The sequence below is a fragment of the Variovorax sp. 01T432 genome, from assembly GCF_056398605.1.
The window spans coordinates 1-19,665 of record NZ_JBFTPS010000010.1 but is presented as its reverse complement, the minus strand read 5'-3'; the positions used below and the strand labels follow the sequence as shown (position 1 = coordinate 19,665).

The window sequence follows — 19,665 nt, the reverse complement described above, 5'->3', positions numbered from 1 at the left end:
ACTTCCGTGAATCTGCTTCTCCCATCCGTGCGCTTCACCGGGCTCCCTGGCCGCGGAGCGGGCCGCCGCCCGCAGGCTGGGTTCACGTTGGTCGAGCTGATCATCGTCCTCAGCATCTCCGCCATCATCGCGGTCTATGCGCAGGCGCGGATCGTGCACGACTCGGAAGAGGTGCTGGCCCAGGGCTCGGGAACCTATATCCAGCAGGTTGCCGCGGCCGCCGAGCAGCACGCCCTCACGAACTACGAGGCGCTTGCCGCGGGCACGGACGTGCCGTCGACGGCCGACGATCTTCACCCCACCATTCCCGAGCTGATCGTCGAGAAGATGGGCCTCAATCCCGGCTTCCCGAGCGGACCCGGCTCCATGCCGACGCGGCAGGAAGTGAGGATCGACGTCCTGAAGCAGAACTGCCCGGGTGCGAACTGCACGCTGCAGACTCTGGTTTGCACCACAACGCCCGTAACGCTAGGCAGCGCCAACGTGCGGTATGACCTCGCCCAGGTGATGGTCGACCTCCAGAGGGGGATCGGCGGCCAGTCGCTGCAGACGAATGGCGCGACGATTCGCGGACCGGTCCTCAACACGCCAAATCCCTTCGGCAACGTGCCGGGCATCGTGTGCGGAAGCTCGACCGTCAACACGGCGCTCTTCCAGCAATTCGTGCGGGTGCGAGATACGCGCGACCCGAATCTGCAGGGCAACTTCACGGTAGAGGGAGCCACGACCTTGAACGGCCCGACCACGGTCAACAACAACTTGTCCGTTGCCGGGGATGTGGACGCGGGGACCGTGAACGTCAACAACTGCGTGCGCCTCCTTCCCAATGGGCGTGGTGGCTTCAATTGTTTGAATCCCGACGACGTGCCGGCGGGCATGTCTGGTGGTGTGCGCACCGTGGACGTGGTCGCCGATCGAAATGTCGTCACTACCGACCTGGGCTCGGGGTTCAATGGCGCCAACGGAAATTTCGCGCGCATGACCAGCGTCAACCCACTTGGCGAGGCCGAGGTGGCCACGTCAGGCCGCATGGCCGGCAACCGCCTCGTGCCGACCGGCAGCTTTGTTCCCGGCACGGCCTGCGCGGATCCGGCTGCCATCGGCAAGAACGCTAACCTGCCGAATGGTTCGATCATGCTTTGCACGAGTGGCGTCTGGACCCCAGTGGTGACCGTTGCGGCCGCTGGCGGCGTGTGCAATCTGGAGGGCCTGGGTGCAACGGACCCCGCAGGGCGCCAGCTGTACTGCTTCCAGCTGCGATGGACGCTCCTGTCCGACTTCCTGCCTGCAGCGGTCGACGGCGGCGGCTGCGGTGCGTACGCACCAGGCACACTTGGCTATGCGGGAGCGCCAGGGACGAAGAACGCGTTCCTGTGCCGGATGAATCCGGCCACAGGGGCTTCTCGGTGGAATCGGCTCCAGGACATCACAACAAACCTCGTGTTCGTCTCGTCGACAGAAGTCAGAAATGGCCAGGTCGTCCCCAAGCCCGTGTGCCAGAACGGCGCTGGCGCAGCGCCGGTGGCGTTACCACAACTGATCCCGAAGGTTGAGTCCAGCGGCGACGGAGGCTTCTCGCGCTTTGTTACGGACAACGGGGCAACCTGGACGGTGCAGCTGCTGAACGGATCGGGCGGCGCGCTGGCTGGCTCGGCGGGTGCGCTCGCGACGCTGGTGATTTCCTGCTATTACCCCTGATTGCGGCGCAAAAGTACGGAAAGCGATCCGGAAACGATCAAAAAAGCATCAGATAACTAAAATGCGGACTATATTTCCAGATCAAACCCAGGTCGAAAGCGGAGACGTTCAAGGCGACCTGATCAAAGAGTCCTTGTTTTTGAAACAGACCGGCCGAGTCATGAACTCCAAAAAGAACACTTTTTCACTATTCGCGGCTGCGCTTCTCGCCGTGGCGAGCCTTGGTCTGTGCGTTGGCGATGCTCACGCACAGGCAAACTATCCGTACTACGTGCCGGCGAGCTCGGCCGGCGCATCCAGCCTGGCTACGATCACGATCGACCAGGCGTCGATTAACAACAACATCAATAACCTCTACAACGGGGTCAACAATGCCTACAACTTGGCTGCGGTCGGGTACGACACGGCCAGCTACGCGCTGGGCCAGGCATACGGGGCACAGGGCATGGCGGCTTCGGCCCTAGGGACTGCGGGTGCGGCGTACGCGGCTGCGCAGAACAGCGTCGGATTCATGACGACACTTACCGGCTACGACTACAGCGGAGGCCATGGCGCTTCGTATCTCTGCGTGGCGGGATACAACGTCGGGGCGTGGCTCAACGCGAACGGAATCACTTTCCAGAATCAATGCCCCGGAAATTCGGGTCCGTACTCGGTCACAGTATTCTGACGTCGCGTCACATGACGTGACGTGACCTGATCAAGCAACGCCTGATTGCCAACTCGTCGATCACTCGAGCGTCGCTCGGGTAGGGGATGATGGTCGGCGACGGACTGGTTTCCAGGCGGGCATGCAGTCCCGCATGACGCGGGGCCGAGGACGCCAAACCGGACGGTGGACGAACGATCCGCCGTCGGTACGTTGGCGCACCGTTCGGTTCGCCGAGCACTAAACAAATCGCGCGGCATGCCGATATCCGATGCCCCGCAGTTTTGGGCGACCGGAATGCCTTCAATGGCGAACTTCTAATCTGTGTCATTGACGGCTGAACATGCGGTCAAATACGATGGACTCACTTTAATTCGTAGCAAACTCACCGTATGAAACAAACAGTCATCGCTTCCGCTTCCAGGCTTCTGCTCGGGTCTTTGGCCATTGCAGGCATTCTCTCTCTCGCGGCCTGCGGCGGCGGTGGCGGCTCTTCGGGAGGCGCCGGGGCCGCCACGTCCGTTCCGGGCAGCGGCTCCTCGGGTGCGTCGGGTGGTGGCTCGAACAGCGGCGGCTCTACCGTGGTCCAAGCGGCGACCGTGGTGGACTCCGTGCCCCCGCCAACCTACACCGGCGCGTCCGAGGAATCGCTGGCCTTTGCTCTGCTCAACGACCAGCGCTCGAAGTGCGGCTTTGGGATGGCTGCGCAGAACGCGCTTCTGGACACGGCCGCCAAAGGGCACGCTGATTGGCAGCTCATCAATGCGACGATCGGGCACTTCCAGACGGCGGGTACGCCGGGCTTCACTGGCATCGCCGCGATCGATCGCGCCGCAGCGGCTGGCTATGTCGCACAAGGGATCACGGACGAGCTCACCACGATCATCGGCAGCGCCTCGAACGTGGGACAAGGCGCGGCCAGCATCCGTACTCTGCTTTCGGCGCCCTACCACCTGGTGGGCCTGACCGGTGCCTATCGCGAGATTGGCGTTTCCGTGCGTAGCAGCACCGACGTCGGCGTGGCCGCGCCGCGCACTGTCCAGCAATACGATCTGGCTTACACCGCCGCTGCCGGCAAGCAAGAGCCCGCCAGCGACGCTATCTTGACCTACCCCTGCTCTGGCACCACCGGCGTGAACTATCGAGTTACGAACGAATCGCCCAACCCGATCCCGGGCCGCGACTTGCTCGCCAGCCCGATTGGCCCGGGCATCCTTGTAGCGCTCCGTACCGGCCAGGTCCTGACGATCAGCTCGGCATCAATGGCAACGGTTTCTGGCAATGTCCCGGTCGCCCTGCGTGCGGCAATGACGAAAGATACGGACCCGAACGGCGCGCTCACGGCGAACCAGGCCCTGATCATTCCCGATGCGGCACTTACGCCGAGCACGGACTACAACGTGTCGATCGCAGGTACGAACGGTCCCACGGCGTTCACTCGGACGTTCGTCTTCACGACCGGCACCGGCGGCTGACGCCCGGCGATGCCAGCAGAGAAAAGGCTCCCTCGGGAGCCTTTTTCGTTTGCGGCCCTCGGCGCGCGAACGGGTCAACTTGGCAGGGCGGGCGAGCGAGGCTTCAGGCCGAGCCCCGTTTCGCAGGCATCGCTGCAGAGGAACTGAGGCTTGCCTGCGAGGGTTCGAAAGAATCCCTTGCTGGCGGCCTTGTGTCTGCCGCACCCAAAGCACGAGCGGAGGTACGTTCCTCCCATGCCAGCGTACTCGGATCCGGACGGTTTGAAGGTGAAACGGGTGCCCGTGGGATCGACCTCATGTTCCATGTATCCGTGATGCTGGGCGGTCGATGTGCTCATCTGCTTAGGGCTCCTGTGGTGGTGAATCGTGCGCTCCTGGTGTGTCAGCCGCGAGGCCCTACATATTCGCCGAACGGCTCGTCGCTGGCCTGGTCGTATACCCGGATCGCGCGCTGGAAAGCGGGTGCGGTCAGGCTCGCGGTACTGAACGCCATGTTTGCAAAAGTGTTGGCTGCTGCGCCGGCGCGGTCGGAGATCTCCGAGAACACCGCGCCCGTATCGCAGCCACGCGCGCAGGCCGGCGAGCTCGTGCTGGCGCATGCGTTCCATCACGCGGCCCCCGTCAGGTGGTCGATCGTCGCCGCGGAGTCCATAGAAGGCCGTTCAGGGAACGGCGAGTCGCCGGCAAGCCCGCGCAGGTCGAGCAGCGCCTCGAACTGGCGCGCGGCGGGGATGTCGTGCACTTCGATTCCGTGCGACTCGATCAGCCGCAGTGCGCTGTCCAGTTTGTCGTGAAGCATCCGGTGGCCAGCCAGCGACGCGGCAGCGGTCTGCGCCGACTTCCTGGCGAGCAGTGCCTCGTGGCGCGCCAAGGCATAGGTCCACAAGGCGCGCACCAGCTCCGCGGCGGCGGCTCCGACAACGGTCTTGCGGTATCCCTTGCGCCCTGCGAAGACGATGTCCAGCGCGTAGGGACCCCACTCGGGCGGCTGGCCGCTTGCGGTGGCGGTGATCGATGCCGGAAAGGATGGAGGGGCGGCAGCTGGTGGGATGTCAGCTGTGGGGGTGTCTTCAAACAGGCGGATGGGGGTCATCGCAATTCCTTGGGCGACGCGCCTGAACAACCCGTGGCGTAGGGCGCTCCGATGGTCGGGCTATAAAAGTCGTAGCAGCCTACTCTAGCGAATTAAATGCAGTTCGAGTGGTCATCTTTTGGCGGCTCCTCGAAGGCGGCAGCATCGTGGGTGTTGCGTTTGCGGCACATCCCGGCGGCGCGCGTCAGGGATGGCTGGCTCCAAGTGGCTTCGCGTCCAGGACAGCGGGCACGTTCTAGATCCTTCGCCCTCCGCGCAGGATTGCCGATGAACGCGCTCCCCAGAATGTTCGAGAAGGCGCTCGTCTAGCGCCATCGGATTCAAGGTCTCAAGTGGGCGCAGGAAAGAGGATCGATGCGAGCGCCTGCGGAGCCGCCTGGCCGCCGAGCATCCGCGTGAGCAGGCTGCGGTGTCCGCTCGCATTCAGCTGGAGCAATCCCCAATTCATGAAGCGCGCACCAGCGGCACTAAGCGCCTGGTAATCGGGCCAGATCTCCACCCGCTTGGGGTGTGCGCCTGCCAGGCGGCCGTGCAGCGCATGTGTCGGGTTCGCGCGCTCGGCGAGCCAGGCTCTGCAGCGTTTCTCGGGGTCGACGAATTCGCGGGCATCGAATCTCGCCGCGTAGCTGGACTCGTCGAGGTTCACCACGAGCCAGCTGACGTCGGGCTGCTATCGCATGGCCGCACCGATGCGCGCTCGGGCGAGGTTGCCGATGTGGAGCGAGTCCATGGGGTGCAGCGTGACGTGCACGCGCGTGTGCCCCGTGGCGGCCGTCATGTGCAAAGCTCGCCTTACGAGGCACGCTCAAAGGCCCATGTTCTGCGTCTCGGCGCCCCGGGCAGGAACCTTGAAGTCGCGACCTTTGGGTTGCGCGATCAACCCGTGCTGATCGAGCCATGTCTGGACGGCACTCGCGCGGAGAACCTCCATGTTGATGTGGTGGCTGGCGACCGCGACGACCTGGCCGTCAGTCGTGTTCAGTTCGAGGTCGATATTGAGACCGTCGACGGCATAGACCTGGCGCGGCAACTCGACGGTTCGCACCTCAAGTCTGCCTCTGCGCAGGGATTCGACGACGATCGCGGCGCCGACGAGCGCGCCGATGATGATTGCCCCCAGGAACATGCCAAAGGCGGGAATCTCCGAGGCACCCATCATCCGCGGGGCCGATCGCTCGGCTCGTCGTCCGCAGGAGCTGTCCCCGCGCGTGCGTGCAGATCGGCAAAAAGGGCCGCACCGAGCTCCCGTCGGCGCTGACGCTCCTTGTGCGCCATGGGCGTGTTCCCAATCCGGAGCTCTTCAGGATGTGGGTTGTTCACCATCTCCAGCGTGGCTCGATTCCAGACGACGTATGCGAACGAATGCTTCGTCACGACCTGGATCGCGCCCAAGTCGACGAGCAGGTGCGGATACCCGTCACTGTCGAACGGGGGCAAAGACCAATCGATCGACTCGTCCTTCTTCCGCGGGTGATAGGAGGCTGCCACCCGCTCGGCGTTGGGGCGCGCTGCATCCGCCGGCGCGTTCCAAGTCGACGCACTTGCGCATCGCCGTGATCCAGGTGCTGAAGAGCGTCGCGGACCAGAGAGCGAACATGCTCGCCGCCCCATTGGAACCCGTTCCAGGCCGCATCGATGTGCCCTTCGACGTATCCGGCGCCCGCGCGAGCAAGCAGCTTCGCGCGGCTGGCTGGATCGACCTGGCTGAAGACCGTGGTCCTGAGCGCCGCCTCGTAGGCGTCTCGCAGGGCCTCCACTTTCGGTGCCGGGATTTGATCGGGGTTGAAACGCGTGTTCATCGGGTAGGGAAGGTAGAGATGGGGTAGTAATTGCAGCGTGCGGTTTCAGAGAGGCTCATGCGGCACGAATGGGCGCGCCGGTGGACGTTGCATCGGCCTTCGTCGTCGCACGGCATGCGAGGTAGCCCCTCACGGACGTCCAGAAGAAGAAGGCGTTCTGCAGGGCGACACCCCAGACCGGTGAAGCGGTCGACGTGAAGGCCCAGGTGATCCACAGCACATTGGCCACCAGCCAGCAGAGCCAGCCAAGGTAGGACCATCGGTCGTAGCGGGACACGAGCAGGCTACCGACCATGCTGATGGCGGCGCAGATCAGGTCCATGCTGCCGGTGAGTTTGCTAAGGGTCATGGTTTGGTTCGATCCAAACGGAGGGTCCCGGACCCTCTCGGGTCCTTCTGGCCTAGTGGCAATCAATTCTGCACGATATCAAACAAATGCGAAAAAATGATTGAGTCACACCAAGATACCAATACGAATGTAAGTGTGTCAATGTTCTAAGGAGCCCCTTCCTGTCTCCCCCAATACCAGCGGTTCGCCGCTCCCCAAGCCGCGCGATCGCCCGGAGTCGCTGGCCGCTTCAGCCAGCAAAGTGATGCACTGCGTTGCGATTGACCCACGTTCGCCATCGGGCATGCCGGCATGCTGGTTTCCCATGGCGGAGGACGCGGACGCCGCGTTCCTGAAGATGTCCGACTCGCGGGTGATGGATGGCCGGACACTTGAACGATTCAAGCTGTCAGTCCCGGCGAGCGCGAGCCGCGAGAAGATCGACGAACTCGTGCTGACGGCGACGCAGTGGGAGTCGTACCTTCCGATCGTGCGCAGGGCGGGCGACCGGCGCGCGGCCAACGACTCGGCGCCTGCGCCGCTGGGCAGCTACGAACTGGGGTGGCCTTACGACGCGGACCCAGACGTCGGGATCAGGCCGCGAGGGTGACGGGGCCGTCAGACGTCCTGACGCAGTCCTCCGGTGCTCCGTGAGCCCAAGGTTCCGCCCTCGCTAGCCAGCCGCACCAAGGCTGACCACTTGCGTGAGTTGGTCGACCGGAGGCTGGCCGATCTCGAGCGCTACTCCATGGCTGCCGCGACGGTGGAGCGCATGCACATGGGTGAAGAGAGAGCTTTCTCTGCCCACCAGGTGAGGCGCGAACTCGACCGGAAGTGAAATGCCAGGCCTGAACTCTAGGCCGCAGTGACCAGCCTCGCGAATGCTCGTTGTTGCCTTAGTCCCAAATTGGGACTAAAATACAAGAATGCGGATCATCTCGGTGAAGTACCTGAGGGACTTTTGGGTACTCAACCCCGATGCGGAGCAGCCGCTGAAGGCCTGGCACGAAGAGGCGAAGTCCGCGGTCTGGAAAACGCCGCAAGAAATCAAAGACCGATATCGCAATGCCAGCTTCGTCGGAAACAACCGGGTTGTTTTCAACATCAAGGGCAACGACTACCGCTTGATCACCGCCGTGGCCTACCGATTCGAGGCGATCTACATCAAATTCATCGGCACCCACTCCGAATACGACCGAATTGACGCCCTCACCGTTGAAGTGGAGTAGCTGCATGGACATCCGACCCATCCGAACCGAAGCCGATTACAAAGCCGCTCTGAAGGCGGTTGCGCCATTTTTCGACCAAGAGCCTGCGGCCGGGACCGAAGACGCCGATCGATTCGAGGTGATGCTCGCGCTGATCCAGGTCTACGAGGCAAAGAACTACCCGATCGATCCGCCCGATGCCGTCGAGGCAATCAAGTTTCGGATGGAGCAGCAGGGCCTCTCAGTGAAAGATCTGGAACCGTACATCGGCCAACTCAATCGGGTGTATGAGGTCTTGAATCACAAGCGGCCTTTGACGCTGCGCATGATCCGCAAGATCCACAGTGGCCTTGGGATCCCGGCCGAGGTCTTGATTCATGCCAGCGACGACGAGAGGTTCGAGCTCGCAGCGCAGCGCTGAGAATCAGCAATGGTATGGCGTAGCCGTTGATGTAGTTGATTCCGAGCCAGTGGTCTGCAAGAGCGAGTTGCTGGCAGCCTCGAAACCGTCTGGCGGGGCCCTCGGCGGCGAAAGCGGCTGCGTGGCGCTCACGACCCTTACCTTGTCGAGCCAAACGCTCGCGGGGGTGCTTTGGCGTCCATGGCCAGGCTGGAGGCGAGCCTGATCGAGGAAACCTTGCATCGATCGCATGAGGCCGGCGGGCCGCAGGTTCCTGAGGTGCTACTCAGCAATCGACAAGACACACGGACTCTTGTTCGTTCAGGTGAGGTACGGAGAGCCCCTGTGCGCGTGACTTTTACCAGCAACCATACGGCTTGTTGCGTTCATCCCGTTCGATGTCTAAGCGCTCGCTGAGCGCCTTTTGGGCCAGTGCGAGAGTCGCGTACCCGCAACCGCTTGCATTTCAGATCGTTGGCTGGAGCTTTTCCCGAATCGTCCGTGCCGTGAACGTCGTCCTCATCCCGAGCTGGTCCGACAGGTCGGCGTCGTTCATGCCGCCCAGTATCAGCCGCGCCGCGTAAGCGTTCCGCACGAACTGCGGCCCATGGAATGCCGCCTGGTGCCCGAGCTCCTCGAGCGTGCGCTTGACGCAGCTGGTGACGACGCGCTCGGCCAGGTCCGGCGCGATGGGACTGCGCGCCGCGCCCAGGCCGCCGCCGATCAGATCCGCTGCGGGCGCGATGTCGGCCTGGCCAAGGAACAGGCGATTCGAGGCCCGGGCCCCTTCCTCGATCGCGCGGCGCGAGCGGACGATGCGCAGCTTGGCGCGCTGCTCGATCCAGCGCTTGAGCGCGGCGGCCAGGCGTCGTTTCCCGAGGAGCGTTCGCGCGGCGACCTGGCGATGCCCAGGAGTGCGGATCACGACCGTGCCGTCTTCCTTGATGGCCACGTTGCGCGGGACGAGCTTGCAGACCTCCGACAGCTTCAGCCCGCATTCCGCGATGATCAGGCGCAGCGCAAGGTTGCGCGCCGGCGTCCAACCGCGGCGGAGCAGGGCGCGCTCCTCCACGTACATCTTGGCTGCCATCTTCTCGTAGGCGGCCAAGAATGTCGGACCTGGAGGGAGCGGCGGATCGTTTTCGAAGCGAGTCTCGGCCTTGCTGCGTTTGAGCTCGAGCACGACCGCCGCTGGGTTGGAGCGAAGGATGCCGATGGCCTGCAGGTGCGTGAAGACTCGGTTGATCTCGGCCAGGTAGGTGCGCATGGTGCGAACGCTGGCTGGGGCATTCTTCCGGCCTCGGAGCGATTCGAGGAAGGTCTCGATGTGCGCCTGTTTGACCTGATCGAGGCGCAGCGACTGGCTGGCGAACCAGCGGCAGAACTTGCCCCAGAAGGACTGGTAGAGCTTGTTGCTGTGATCCGTATAGAGCGGCGCATCCGCGCTGCCGTCGTCCTCGGCGCGCTTCCAGCTCAAAGTCGAGCGCCATTCCTTGTGGGCCTGGAGCGGGTTTTGCAGCCATGGCAGGCTGCGGTCAGCGGAGACGGTAATGGTGCGGGACATGGGCTGCACGGAGGATAAGGGCGTCGCGGGCGCGCGCCGCCCCAATCACGCATTTCCGCGTTGCGACAAAGCGACTGTCGATGCGCGACAAGGGCTGAATCGGCCGCACATGCAAATCAAGGCATTGCGTGCAGATTTACCAAACCACGTTGAACTGGTTTTTCAACATAGTTTGAATCGTCCGGAGGTCTTTCACCATACGCTGAATTTTCCCGTCCACGCGGGGGCTGGCGCCCTCGGCGGCCACGGCGTGAATAGCCGTTTTGGGCCCAAAGCCGGCATTGGGTTGTCCCAAAGAGCGGACGTTGATTGCCGACTATCACCCGCTCCAAGAGCGCAGCCAACTTCGCGCACATCTCCCCCGCTTAGTGCGTCGAAATCCCGGTTAGCCGCTCCCAGAGTGACGGAAGTCGACAAACCGCAACGCGCCTCGGTTGAACTAAGCCGCGAGTCGCCGCAGCTTTTTTAACTAGCGGACGAGGTTGCTTGTTCAGTCAGCAGTTGGGCGAATCGTTCAGGCGCTTCGACGGGCGGAAAATGTCCCGCATCGATTTCGACGTGCGTCGCCCCTGCAATGCCCTCCGTGAACGCCGCACTCGCCGCCGCAGGAACCAAGGGGTCAGCGGTGCCCGTGACAACCACGGTAGAGGCTGTGACGCTGGGAAGCGAATCCGCTAGGTCGGCATCGCGCAGGACGGCAACGGTCGACGCATACCCCTCAGGCGCGGTCGAGAGAAAGACAGTTCGCAGCGTTTCGATGTGAGGGTTTCCGGTTTCGCGGAACGCCGCCGAGAACATTCGCTCGACCATGGGCCCGGCCAGCGCCTTCATGCCGCCAGTGCGCGCAGTCTCAGCCCGTGCATCCCAGCCTCCTGGTGGCGCGTGCATGTGGGGAGCAGCGCTGCAGATGACCAGGCTTTTCACCCGCTCTGGCGACAGCGCCGCGGCTCTTGCTGCGGTCATCGCTCCAACCGAGACGCCGCAGGCGGAGAACTCTTTCCACCCTACGGCGGCGGCAATGTCGAGCAGGTCCTCTGCCAAGAGGTCGATTGAGTAGTCGCCTGGCGTTGCCTCGCTGCCACCATGGCCGCGCAAGTCATATCGCAGCACCTGGAATTGGGGAAGCAAACATGGCACCGCCAAGTCCCAGAATGAAAGGTCGGCACCGATGGGATGCACGAGCACAAGGGGTGCCCGCGACGGGATGCCTTCGAGGCGGTAGTAGTGACGAGCACCTTTTAATGAAAGCTGAGGCATAGGACTTCCGAAGGGATAGGGAATCGGGTGAGGACGCGGTCGCTTCGACCGCGCGACTTGCAGAATTGGCCGGTTGCGGCTGCGTTAGCGCGTTCCCGACACCTTGTCTGCGACGACCAAATTCATGCCGGATAGGCGCAGAGCATTGGTGTCCGTACTCAAGATAAGGCGCAGGTACTTCCACGCGGAGCGCGAGTGCTCGATGGTGATGGACTCTGCACGGGTGCCTTCGCGACGCTCGATGGCATCCACAATGCTGCGGTGTTGTTCCTGAGAGACCACCAGGACGCTGCGGACGGCAGCGCTGTCGGACTGTGTCACGCTCACAAACGCATTTGGCGCAGCGAAAGGCAGAACCACCAGTCGCTCGAGTGAGCGCTTCAGCATGGGACTCTGCGCTGCTTCGTACAGGAGGTCGTGAAAGCGGTCGTTCAGGCGAACGTAGTCCGTGAGGTCATTGGACATCTCCAGGCGCTCGATGACTCCGTCCAGTTCCTCCACGCAGCGATGCATCTTGCTCAACAGGTTCGGCGACACCCCGCGCTCGGCGGCCAATCGTGCCGCCATGCCTTCGAGGTTTCCTCGAATAGCAATGGCGTCGAACACATCGTCTTCCGAAAAGCGCGCTACGGCGTAGCCGCCTGAGGGCAACTCCTCCAGCAACCCTTCTTCGCACACCCGGAGCATCGCAACGCGCGCAGGCGTGCGCGATACGCCCAGGCGTTCAACCAGCATCTGCTCGAGCACGCGCGCGCCCGGCTGCAGCGCGCCTTCAATGATGAGACCCCGTAGGCCAAGGACCGCTCGGATGGTCTGCGACTGGGCGCCGTCCTCGGAAACGGCCGACATAGTTGGGGAGTTAGATGCCATGACTTGATTGTCTGCCATTTTTGGCATCTTTCACCGAGCACGTATACGTCAAGTATACGTGCTTACCCTTGGTTTGCCCCAAAAGTCGCATTTTTGGCTGGCCTTCCTCGGCATCAACACCTACATTTCGGCTGTCAACCGATTTTCACGTATACGTAAACGCCCGTCGCCCCGGCGACTTAACCACTGATGAGACACCCCATGACGCGAAGCAATCGCTCAATTTCCCTCTTTGTGCTGGCGGCCTCCTTGGCGAGCGGCGCCGCCGTCCAGGCCCAGCAAGTTGTCAAGGTCGGCATCGTTGGCCCGTTTTCCGGTCCCTTCGCGTCCTCCTTTGGAACTCCCTTCCGCCAAGGCATCGAGGCCTACGTCGCACAAAACGGCGACAAGGCCGGCGCAACGCGCGTCGAGTTCGTCTACCGCGACCTTGATGCGCCCAATCCCGAACGCGCCAAGGCGCTGGCGCAGGAACTCATCGTCAAGGAGAAGGTGCAGTACTTGGGGGGATTCGTCTTCACGCCGAATGCACTCGCGGTGGCGCCGCTCATCCAGAGCGCCAAAGTGCCGACCGTCATCTTCAATGCGTCTACCTCGATGATTCTTAGCAAATCCGACTACTTTGTCCGGACCTCGAACACGCTTCCACAGGTCACGGTGCCGGTAGCCAAATATGCGCTCGACATCAAGGTCAAGCGGGTCGTTACCGTGGTGTCCGACTACGGTCCGGGTGTCGATGCCGAAAATGCGTTCCGCCAGACCTTCCAGGCGGGCGGTGGTGAGGTAGTTGAGTCCATCCGCATGCCCCTGAATGCTACCGACTTCGGCCCGTTTCTTCAGAAGATTCGGGCCCTGAAGCCCGACGCCTTGTTCGCGTTCCTGCCGTTCGGTCCCCCGACATTCGGCTTCGTGAAGGCCTACGACGACAACGGTCTCAAGGCGGCAGGCATTCGTTTCCTCGGCACCTCGGAGACACAAGAGTCAGACCTCCAGGCGCTAGGCGACGCCGCGCTGAAACTAGAGACCGGCTACTACTACTCGGGCGTGCACGAGTCCGCGCAGAACAAGACGTTCGTCGCCACCCTCGCAAAGCTCAAGGCGGCGCCGAACCCTGCCACTGTCGCCGCCTTCGACGGCACGCACGTGCTCTACAAGATGATTGAAGCCACGGGTGGGACCGCCAACGGCAAAGGGGCGATAGATGCCGTCAAGGGCATGGCCTGGGAAAGCCCGCGTGGCCCAATGAAGATTGACGCCGAGACGCGCGACGTCATTCAGAACGTCTACATGCGAGTGGTCGAAAAGCAGCCCGACGGTCGCTTCGTCAACCGCGAGACGAAGACCTATGCCGCCCAGCCGGACTACGGCCTGCAGCTGAAGAAGTAAGTCTCTTCGCACCGTGAGCCGCACGCGGCTCCTCGGTCGCGAGCCAACACGCCACGGTCAGTTTCCTCCCCTTTGAGCTTAGGAGGCTCGCATGAGCCTTATAGCAAGCATCCTCATCGATAGCGTTGCCTACGGCATGGTGCTGTTCGTCATCTCCATCGGACTCTCCATCACCCTAGGTCTCATGGGCTTCGTGAACCTTGCCCACGGCGTCTTCGCCATGGCTGGGGGTTACACCGCCGCCTGGCTGATGAAGTCCTTCGGCCTCGGCTACAGCCTCTCGGTTGTCGGTGCAGTCCTCTTGGTTGCGCTTGTGGCTTGGCCACTGCAACGATTGCTCTACAGCCGACTGCAGGAGCGCAGCGACCTTGACCAAGTGCTGTTCTCTATCGGCCTGGTCTTCGTCGGCATTGCAGGCATGGGAGTGGTGTTCGGCAACGCCATCACTCCCCTCCCGCTTCCGGAGTTGCTGCGTGGGTCCGTAGATGTGGGCTTCCGGGTTGTTCCGACGCAGCGCATCGCGACCGTCGTTGTTGGCATCGCGGTCCTGGTTGGCCTCGTATGGCTGCTGGAGCGCACCCGCTTCGGCATCGAGACCCGTGCGGCTGTGGAGGATGCGAGCGCAGCCCGCGCTTTGGGCATCCGCACCTCGCGCGTGTACATCCTGGGCTTCAGTCTCGGGGCGGGCCTCGCCGCGCTGGGTGGTGTCATCGGCGCCGAACTGCTTCCGCTCGAACCCTACTACCCGTTGAAGTACCTCGTGGTCCTGCTCGCGGTGGTCGCAGTTGGCGGTGTTGGAAGCCCTATGGGCCTGATGGCCTCCGCACTGCTGCTTGGGACGGTGGAAACCGCTGCCAAGTACATGCTCCCCAGCCTGTCTTCAATCCTCTTCTTCGCCACGATGCTGGCCGTGCTGGCTTGGCGGCCAGCTGGCTTGTTCGGGCGCACGCACTGAATCCCATGGAACACGTCCTCATCGCCCAAAAGAGAAAGCGCCTGTCGTTCTCCGGGTCGCTGCTTCCCGAGGTTGGCCTGCTTCTGGCCGGGCTGCTTCTGTTCTACGCAATGCCGGAAGACCTCGGATTCGCCACCCGTATCCTCATCGGCGGTCTGTTCGCCCTGTCGCTCGACCTGGTGCTTGGCTACGCAGGCATCGTGACGCTCGGCCACGCCGCAATGTTCGGAGTCGGGGCCTATGCAGCGGGCATCTTCGCCGTGCGCGTGTCGGGTGACCCGCTGCTCGGTCTCGCAGTTGGCGCCGCGGCCGGGGCCGCCGTCGCGGCCGCGAGTGGTCTCCTGGTCTTGCGCAGCCACGGACTCACCTCCGTGATGATTACGCTGGCCATTGCGCAGCTGCTCTTGGAAGTCGCCAGCAAATGGAGCTCTGTGACTGGCGGCGACGACGGTTTGTCGGGCATCTCGACGAATCCTCTGTTCGGACAGTTCGAGTTCGATTTCCTGGGGCGGACCGGCTTTTTCTACGCCCTCGCCGTGCTGCTGCTGGCCTTCGCCTTCCTTCGAAGGCTCGTCCGCTCGCCCTTTGGGCTGACGAACATCGGCATCCGGGAGGACCGCGACCGCATGGCGTCCTTGGGGTGCCTCGTCAAACGCCACTTGACCATCGTCTACGCCATTGGCGGCGCGCTGGCGGGCATCGCCGGCGCACTGTCGGCCCAAATCACCCAGGTCGTAGGCCTCAGCAGCCTGGGGTTCGCCCATTCAGCGGAAGTGTTGGTGATGCTGGTACTCGGGGGGACTGGCCGCCTCTATGGCGCGCTGGTCGGTACCGTCGTCTTCATGGTCGTGCATCACTTCGCGGCCGCAGTCGACCCATTCCGCTGGATGTTCGTCATAGGCGGCCTTTTGCTTGTTGTGGTGCTCTTCATGCGCGGCGGCATCACCGGCGCACTGGTGCGCCTGGCTAATTTCGGCAGCGCCACGGGAAGCACGAAATGAACGCAGTGGCAGATACCGCACTGTCGGTGCGGGGACTTAACCGGTCGTTTGGGGCGCTCAATGTGACTTCGAATGTCGACCTCACCCTTCGTCGCGGCGCGCGCGCCGCGCTGATTGGACCCAACGGCGCCGGTAAGACGACTCTTATCAATTTGGTCTCCGGCGCGCTGCGCCCCTCATCGGGACGCATTCAACTTCTTGGCAAGGACGTCACCGGGCTGGGGCAGGCCGAGCGGGCACGACTCGGACTGCTGCGCTCCTTCCAAATCACACGCCTCTTCAGGCCAATGACCATCGGCGACAACGTCCGCCTCGCCATTCTGCAAAGCAGCGGCCGGCGCCTTGGGATTTGGCGTGATACCAGGTCCGAACCCGACCTGGATGAGCAGGTGTTTGTCGCCCTGAAGACTGTCGGTCTGCACGACCGCGAATCCGCCGGCGTGACGACGCTGGCGTACGGCGAACAACGCCTGCTGGAGCTTGCTCTCGCGCTTTCAACGCGCCCGAGCGTGCTGCTGCTCGACGAACCGGCAGCGGGCGTGCCTCAAGGCGAGAGCAACGTCATCGTTCAGGCTGTAGAGCGACTGCCAGCTGACCTCGCCGTCCTGCTTATCGAGCACGACATGGACTTGGTGTTCCGGCTGGCCAACGAAATCACAGTCCTGGTCGCAGGAAGCGTCCTCATGACCGGGACACCTCAGCAGGTTGAGGCCGATGAGCGCGTGCAGCGCCTGTACCTGGGAGATAAGCATGCCGCTCACTGAACTTGCGCTGCGCAACGCTGTCGCTGGCTACGCGGGCGCCACCGTGCTCGAGAACGTCGACCTTTCGGTGAAGCGAGGGGAGCGCGTCGGCATCATTGGCCGGAACGGCGCCGGAAAAACCACGACTCTGGCGACCGCCATGGGTCTCACGCAGCAAATCCGCGGCCAGGTGCTCCTCAATGGTGCTGACGTCAGCAACATGCCGACCGCGGAGAGGTCGCGTCGAGGCCTTGGCTACGTGCCACAGACGCGCGACATATTCAAATCGATGACGGTGCGGGACAACCTGCGCACGGGTCTACAGGGCGGGCCAGATTCACGCCTGGATGAGGCGTACGCGCTGTTCCCCAGGCTGCATGAACGCCGCAACAACTTCGGCAACGAGCTTTCGGGTGGCGAACAGCAGATGTTGTCCATCGCCCGCGCCCTGATGGGCCAGCCGGACATCCTGCTGCTCGACGAGCCGCTTGAAGGCCTCGCACCTGTTGTCGCGCAAGAGCTCACGGCCTCGCTGTCGACCTTCTCGTCACAACGAGGATTGGGCTGCGTGCTGGTCGAGCAACACGTCGGCTTGGTCCTTGACTTTGCCTCCTCGATTCTGCTGTTGGAGCGGGGACGGACGGCCTTTTGGGGGTCGACCGCAGAACTCAAGAAGCGCCCAGAACTACTCGCAAGCGCGATTGGACTCAAGAGCAATGCCTCCGCGACCGCGTCGCGCTCTGCCGACCCTCAACTCGCCTAGTCAACACACACAGGAGAAAGTCATGTTCATCAAAAACGCTTGGTACATCGCCGCCTGGGCCCACGAGGTCAAGGACAAGCCGTTTGCGCGCACTATTTGCAACGAGGCCATCGTGATGTATCGCGATGCACAGTCTGGCAAGGCCGGCGCTCTGGAAGACCGGTGCTGCCACCGCGGTACGCCATTGCGCTTTGGCCAAGTGGTCGACGGCGGCCTGGAGTGCGGCTACCACGGTCTGGTCTTCGATTGCGCGGGGGCATGTGTGCGCATCCCGGGACAGGCCAAGATTCCGACCAAAGCCAAGGTTCGTGCCTACCCCCTCGCCGAGAAGGATGAGTTTCTGTGGATTTGGATGGGTGACCCGGAGAAGGCCGACGAGTCGCTCATCATCGACTACCCGTACCACAACGACCACAAGAAGTGGCCGCACAAGCACGAGGTCTACCACGTCAACTGCAACTACATGCTGCTTGTCGACAACTTGATGGACATGACCCATCTCGCCTACGTCCACAAGTCGACCATCGGCGGGAGCAATCCGAAAGCTCTCGTTGAAGCCAAAACGAACGTCACGCCCAACCCCACTGGCCTGCACTACATCCGCTGGATGCAGGACTTCCCCCCGCCTCCGACGTACAAGCGGGCTGCGCCATCGCTTGGCGAACGCGTGGACCGGTGGCAGGAGTTCGAATACATCGCACCTGGAAACATCATCCAGTGGACCGGAGCTCTGGACACCGGCAAGAACGCGATGGACAACCGCGACCAGCCGGGCGGCTTCTCCTTGCGTCTGTTCCACGGCCTCACACCGGAGACCGACGGCACGTGCTTCTACTTCTGGTCGACTGCCAATGGTTACCGCCAGGACGAGCCTCAGGCAACCTTGGACCTGTTCAACGAAATCAGCATTGCCTTCAATGAGGACAAGCAGATTGTCGAAGCACAGCAGAAGACTCTCGAGGCCACGGGAGAGACTGGCCTGGTCGACATCGTCTCCGATGCGGCTCGCGTGCACATGCGGCGCGCGGTAAATCGCATCATCACCGTAGAGCGTGCGGCGGCGGAAGCGCCGCAAGTCAAGGAGACAGCGTGAGCGCTCCGCAGACGATTGAGGTGCGGGTGGCGACCGTCGTCGACGAGGCCGAAGACATCCGCAGCTTCGAACTAATTGACCCAGCGGGCGGACTTCTCCCTCCTTTCACGGCTGGCGCCCACATCGACGTCCATCTGACTAACAAGGTCGTGAGGCAGTACTCGCTGTGCAACGACCCTTCTGAGCGCCACAGGTACGTGATTGGTGTGCTTCACGACCCGCAAGGACGCGGTGGCTCTCGCGCTATCCACGAAATGAAAGTTGGAGATGCAGTCCGCATCAGCGCTCCCCGCAACCACTTCGAACTCTCCAGCGAGGGAAGTTCCCTGCTCATCGCCGGAGGAATCGGCATCACGCCCATTTTGAGCATGGCGAAAAGCCTATCGGGCTCCGGCCGGGCGTTCTCGATGCACTACGCGACGCGAACTCGCTCGCGCACCGCCTTCATGAAACAGATTGGTTCATCCAGATACGCGCCGTCCGTCTCTCACTATTGGAGCGAAGAGTCCGACGGCGAGAAGTTGGACCTCGTGCAACTTCTGCAGTCTCCCGTGGCAGACGCGCACTTGTACGTCTGCGGCCCGCGCGGCTTTATGGACGCAGTCATTCGGACTGCCAAGGACCAGGGCTGGCCCGATGCGTGCATTCATCACGAGTTCTTCGCCGGCGAGGTCGTGGCGCTGGAGTCGGATGAAACCTTCGTCGTGCAGCTTGCCAGCTCTGGCAAGACGATTCGGATTAGCCCGGAGAAGACAGTTGTTGAAGCACTCGCCGAGGCGGGCATAGAGTTGCCGACCTCTTGTGAGCAGGGCATTTGCGGTACTTGCGTAACAGGTGTCATTAGAGGCGAGCCCGACCACCGCGACATGTTCCTCACACCTGAGGAGCAGGCGCGCAACGACAAGTTCCTGCCTTGCTGCTCACGGTCGAAATCCAGCGTCCTCGTTCTGGACCTCTGACGAGCCGACAAAGCGACCTCATTGGGGAGCTGTCGCGGACGACCGCTTATGGCCGACTGTAGCCTGCTGCCGCCTTCGCAGCCTCGGGGCCTTATCGGCCACACGGCTCAAGCCGAAGCGGTCGTTCAGGAGCGGGAGGCCGACTTGACTTGCAACCACGTATTCCGCATCGCCCAGGCGAGACGAGCGTCAGGACACTGCCGCTCAACGCGAAGCAAAGACTCCCGGTGGATGAGGCAAAGGCGCTGGGGCGGGAGAAAATCTGCGGCGTCAACCTTGCTTGATGAGGTTCTGAAGAATGAGCGGTCCTCCCATGTCAATCAGAGCGCCGCCTTCGTTGATTTTGCCGAGCGACACAGGGGCGAAGCCGAGCTCGCCGACCAGTTTGGCAATCGAGGCCTCGGCGCCTTGGTCATTGCTCGATCGA

At 62.8% G+C, this 19,665-nt stretch carries 23 protein-coding genes; 15 read left to right on the top strand and 8 right to left on the bottom strand.

Annotated elements, in window-relative coordinates:
- The first annotated feature begins 6 nt into the window (after positions 1 to 6).
- The 3 genes from AC1DNF_RS10365 to AC1DNF_RS10355 all read left to right on the top strand — a co-directional run bounded on the left by AC1DNF_RS10365 (position 7) and on the right by AC1DNF_RS10355 (position 3,822).
- Positions 7 to 1,698 carry a type II secretion system protein gene (locus AC1DNF_RS10365; protein WP_478148494.1) on the top strand — a complete coding sequence of 564 codons (1,692 nt, stop codon included), beginning with the start codon at positions 7 to 9 and terminating at the stop codon, positions 1,696 to 1,698.
- Positions 1,699 to 1,858: 160 nt separating this feature from the next.
- Entirely contained in the window at positions 1,859 to 2,368 is a 510-nt protein-coding gene (locus tag AC1DNF_RS10360) for a hypothetical protein (RefSeq protein WP_478148493.1), read from the top strand.
- Between the two features lie 371 nt (positions 2,369 to 2,739).
- On the top strand, positions 2,740 to 3,822 hold the full coding sequence (locus AC1DNF_RS10355) for a hypothetical protein (RefSeq protein WP_478148492.1): 1,083 nt from the start codon (positions 2,740 to 2,742) through the stop codon (positions 3,820 to 3,822).
- A 607-nt stretch (positions 3,823 to 4,429) separates the two neighbouring features.
- Here the strand turns inward: AC1DNF_RS10355 and AC1DNF_RS10350 are convergent.
- From AC1DNF_RS10350 to AC1DNF_RS10335, 4 genes are all read right to left on the bottom strand, one after another.
- Positions 4,430 to 4,915, bottom strand: a complete 486-nt coding sequence (locus AC1DNF_RS10350; RefSeq protein ID WP_478148491.1) for a hypothetical protein — start codon at positions 4,913 to 4,915, stop codon at positions 4,430 to 4,432.
- A 328-nt stretch (positions 4,916 to 5,243) separates the two neighbouring features.
- Positions 5,244 to 5,561 carry a hypothetical protein gene (locus tag AC1DNF_RS10345; protein ID WP_478148490.1) on the bottom strand — a complete coding sequence of 106 codons (318 nt, stop codon included), beginning with the start codon at positions 5,559 to 5,561 and terminating at the stop codon, positions 5,244 to 5,246.
- A gap of 159 nt (positions 5,562 to 5,720) precedes the next feature.
- Entirely contained in the window at positions 5,721 to 6,074 is a 354-nt protein-coding gene (locus AC1DNF_RS10340) for a hypothetical protein (protein ID WP_478148489.1), read from the bottom strand.
- Positions 6,071 to 6,403, bottom strand: coding sequence for a hypothetical protein (locus tag AC1DNF_RS10335; protein WP_478148488.1), 333 nt, complete (start codon positions 6,401 to 6,403; stop codon positions 6,071 to 6,073). The genes AC1DNF_RS10340 and AC1DNF_RS10335 overlap by 4 nt, the downstream gene beginning before the upstream one ends.
- Before the next feature lie 53 nt (positions 6,404 to 6,456).
- Here AC1DNF_RS10335 and AC1DNF_RS10330 point away from each other — a divergent pair, with 53 nt between their 5' ends.
- On the top strand, positions 6,457 to 6,741 hold the full coding sequence (locus AC1DNF_RS10330; RefSeq protein ID WP_478148487.1) for a hypothetical protein: 285 nt from the start codon (positions 6,457 to 6,459) through the stop codon (positions 6,739 to 6,741).
- Positions 6,742 to 6,769: 28 nt separating this feature from the next.
- Here AC1DNF_RS10330 and AC1DNF_RS10325 read toward each other — a convergent pair whose 3' ends face one another.
- Positions 6,770 to 7,063, bottom strand: coding sequence for a hypothetical protein (locus tag AC1DNF_RS10325; RefSeq protein ID WP_478148486.1), 294 nt, complete (start codon positions 7,061 to 7,063; stop codon positions 6,770 to 6,772).
- Between the two features lie 304 nt (positions 7,064 to 7,367).
- On the opposite strand from AC1DNF_RS10325, the gene AC1DNF_RS10320 reads away from it, so the two are divergent.
- From AC1DNF_RS10320 to AC1DNF_RS10305, 4 genes are all read left to right on the top strand, one after another.
- Complete coding sequence (locus AC1DNF_RS10320; RefSeq protein ID WP_478148485.1) at positions 7,368 to 7,652, top strand: hypothetical protein; 285 nt, start codon at positions 7,368 to 7,370, stop codon at positions 7,650 to 7,652.
- A gap of 90 nt (positions 7,653 to 7,742) precedes the next feature.
- Positions 7,743 to 7,880 carry a hypothetical protein gene (locus tag AC1DNF_RS10315; RefSeq protein WP_478148484.1) on the top strand — a complete coding sequence of 46 codons (138 nt, stop codon included), beginning with the start codon at positions 7,743 to 7,745 and terminating at the stop codon, positions 7,878 to 7,880.
- 88 nt (positions 7,881 to 7,968) lie between these two features.
- Positions 7,969 to 8,271, top strand: a complete 303-nt coding sequence (locus AC1DNF_RS10310) for a type II toxin-antitoxin system HigB family toxin (RefSeq protein WP_478148483.1) — start codon at positions 7,969 to 7,971, stop codon at positions 8,269 to 8,271.
- A gap of 4 nt (positions 8,272 to 8,275) precedes the next feature.
- The gene (locus AC1DNF_RS10305; protein ID WP_478148482.1) at positions 8,276 to 8,671 is read left to right on the top strand and encodes a helix-turn-helix domain-containing protein; all 396 of its coding nucleotides are present in this window, start codon (positions 8,276 to 8,278) and stop codon (positions 8,669 to 8,671) included.
- 445 nt (positions 8,672 to 9,116) lie between these two features.
- Here AC1DNF_RS10305 and AC1DNF_RS10300 read toward each other — a convergent pair whose 3' ends face one another.
- The 3 genes from AC1DNF_RS10300 to AC1DNF_RS10290 form a co-directional block, all read right to left on the bottom strand.
- Entirely contained in the window at positions 9,117 to 10,214 is a 1,098-nt protein-coding gene (locus AC1DNF_RS10300) for a site-specific integrase (protein ID WP_478148481.1), read from the bottom strand.
- 465 nt (positions 10,215 to 10,679) lie between these two features.
- Positions 10,680 to 11,471, bottom strand: a complete 792-nt coding sequence (locus AC1DNF_RS10295) for an alpha/beta fold hydrolase (protein WP_309974307.1) — start codon at positions 11,469 to 11,471, stop codon at positions 10,680 to 10,682.
- Between the two features lie 84 nt (positions 11,472 to 11,555).
- Positions 11,556 to 12,359, bottom strand: coding sequence for a GntR family transcriptional regulator (locus AC1DNF_RS10290; RefSeq protein ID WP_478148480.1), 804 nt, complete (start codon positions 12,357 to 12,359; stop codon positions 11,556 to 11,558).
- Positions 12,360 to 12,542: 183 nt separating this feature from the next.
- On the opposite strand from AC1DNF_RS10290, the gene AC1DNF_RS10285 reads away from it, so the two are divergent.
- The 7 genes from AC1DNF_RS10285 to AC1DNF_RS10255 all read left to right on the top strand — a co-directional run bounded on the left by AC1DNF_RS10285 (position 12,543) and on the right by AC1DNF_RS10255 (position 19,238).
- A complete protein-coding gene (locus AC1DNF_RS10285; RefSeq protein ID WP_478148479.1) occupies positions 12,543 to 13,724 on the top strand; it encodes an ABC transporter substrate-binding protein in 1,182 nt (393 codons plus the stop codon).
- A 91-nt stretch (positions 13,725 to 13,815) separates the two neighbouring features.
- The gene (locus tag AC1DNF_RS10280; RefSeq protein WP_478148478.1) at positions 13,816 to 14,679 is read left to right on the top strand and encodes a branched-chain amino acid ABC transporter permease; all 864 of its coding nucleotides are present in this window, start codon (positions 13,816 to 13,818) and stop codon (positions 14,677 to 14,679) included.
- Between the two features lie 5 nt (positions 14,680 to 14,684).
- On the top strand, positions 14,685 to 15,680 hold the full coding sequence (locus AC1DNF_RS10275; RefSeq protein ID WP_478148477.1) for a branched-chain amino acid ABC transporter permease: 996 nt from the start codon (positions 14,685 to 14,687) through the stop codon (positions 15,678 to 15,680).
- Positions 15,677 to 16,444, top strand: a complete 768-nt coding sequence (locus tag AC1DNF_RS10270; RefSeq protein WP_478148476.1) for an ABC transporter ATP-binding protein — start codon at positions 15,677 to 15,679, stop codon at positions 16,442 to 16,444. Before AC1DNF_RS10275 ends, AC1DNF_RS10270 begins: the two co-directional genes overlap by 4 nt.
- On the top strand, positions 16,431 to 17,186 hold the full coding sequence (locus AC1DNF_RS10265) for an ABC transporter ATP-binding protein (protein ID WP_478148475.1): 756 nt from the start codon (positions 16,431 to 16,433) through the stop codon (positions 17,184 to 17,186). The genes AC1DNF_RS10270 and AC1DNF_RS10265 overlap by 14 nt, the downstream gene beginning before the upstream one ends.
- Positions 17,187 to 17,208: 22 nt before the next feature.
- Positions 17,209 to 18,279 carry an aromatic ring-hydroxylating dioxygenase subunit alpha gene (locus tag AC1DNF_RS10260; RefSeq protein WP_478148474.1) on the top strand — a complete coding sequence of 357 codons (1,071 nt, stop codon included), beginning with the start codon at positions 17,209 to 17,211 and terminating at the stop codon, positions 18,277 to 18,279.
- Positions 18,276 to 19,238 carry a PDR/VanB family oxidoreductase gene (locus AC1DNF_RS10255; RefSeq protein WP_478148473.1) on the top strand — a complete coding sequence of 321 codons (963 nt, stop codon included), beginning with the start codon at positions 18,276 to 18,278 and terminating at the stop codon, positions 19,236 to 19,238. The genes AC1DNF_RS10260 and AC1DNF_RS10255 overlap by 4 nt, the downstream gene beginning before the upstream one ends.
- Positions 19,239 to 19,665: the final 427 nt, after the last annotated feature.

Coding starts and splice junctions, on each gene's coding strand:
- AC1DNF_RS10265 (WP_478148475.1), top strand. CDS start 16,431: ATGCCGCTCACTGAACTTGCGCTGCGCAACGCTGTCGCTGGCTACGCG.
- AC1DNF_RS10290 (WP_478148480.1), bottom strand. CDS start 12,359: ATGGCAGACAATCAAGTCATGGCATCTAACTCCCCAACTATGTCGGCC.
- AC1DNF_RS10350 (WP_478148491.1), bottom strand. CDS start 4,915: ATGACCCCCATCCGCCTGTTTGAAGACACCCCCACAGCTGACATCCCA.
- AC1DNF_RS10275 (WP_478148477.1), top strand. CDS start 14,685: ATGGAACACGTCCTCATCGCCCAAAAGAGAAAGCGCCTGTCGTTCTCC.
- AC1DNF_RS10300 (WP_478148481.1), bottom strand. CDS start 10,214: ATGTCCCGCACCATTACCGTCTCCGCTGACCGCAGCCTGCCATGGCTG.
- AC1DNF_RS10310 (WP_478148483.1), top strand. CDS start 7,969: ATGCGGATCATCTCGGTGAAGTACCTGAGGGACTTTTGGGTACTCAAC.
- AC1DNF_RS10285 (WP_478148479.1), top strand. CDS start 12,543: ATGACGCGAAGCAATCGCTCAATTTCCCTCTTTGTGCTGGCGGCCTCC.
- AC1DNF_RS10305 (WP_478148482.1), top strand. CDS start 8,276: ATGGACATCCGACCCATCCGAACCGAAGCCGATTACAAAGCCGCTCTG.
- AC1DNF_RS10260 (WP_478148474.1), top strand. CDS start 17,209: ATGTTCATCAAAAACGCTTGGTACATCGCCGCCTGGGCCCACGAGGTC.
- AC1DNF_RS10320 (WP_478148485.1), top strand. CDS start 7,368: ATGGCGGAGGACGCGGACGCCGCGTTCCTGAAGATGTCCGACTCGCGG.
- AC1DNF_RS10295 (WP_309974307.1), bottom strand. CDS start 11,471: ATGCCTCAGCTTTCATTAAAAGGTGCTCGTCACTACTACCGCCTCGAA.
- AC1DNF_RS10325 (WP_478148486.1), bottom strand. CDS start 7,063: ATGACCCTTAGCAAACTCACCGGCAGCATGGACCTGATCTGCGCCGCC.
- AC1DNF_RS10360 (WP_478148493.1), top strand. CDS start 1,859: ATGAACTCCAAAAAGAACACTTTTTCACTATTCGCGGCTGCGCTTCTC.
- AC1DNF_RS10280 (WP_478148478.1), top strand. CDS start 13,816: ATGAGCCTTATAGCAAGCATCCTCATCGATAGCGTTGCCTACGGCATG.
- AC1DNF_RS10340 (WP_478148489.1), bottom strand. CDS start 6,074: ATGATGGGTGCCTCGGAGATTCCCGCCTTTGGCATGTTCCTGGGGGCA.
- AC1DNF_RS10270 (WP_478148476.1), top strand. CDS start 15,677: ATGAACGCAGTGGCAGATACCGCACTGTCGGTGCGGGGACTTAACCGG.
- AC1DNF_RS10355 (WP_478148492.1), top strand. CDS start 2,740: ATGAAACAAACAGTCATCGCTTCCGCTTCCAGGCTTCTGCTCGGGTCT.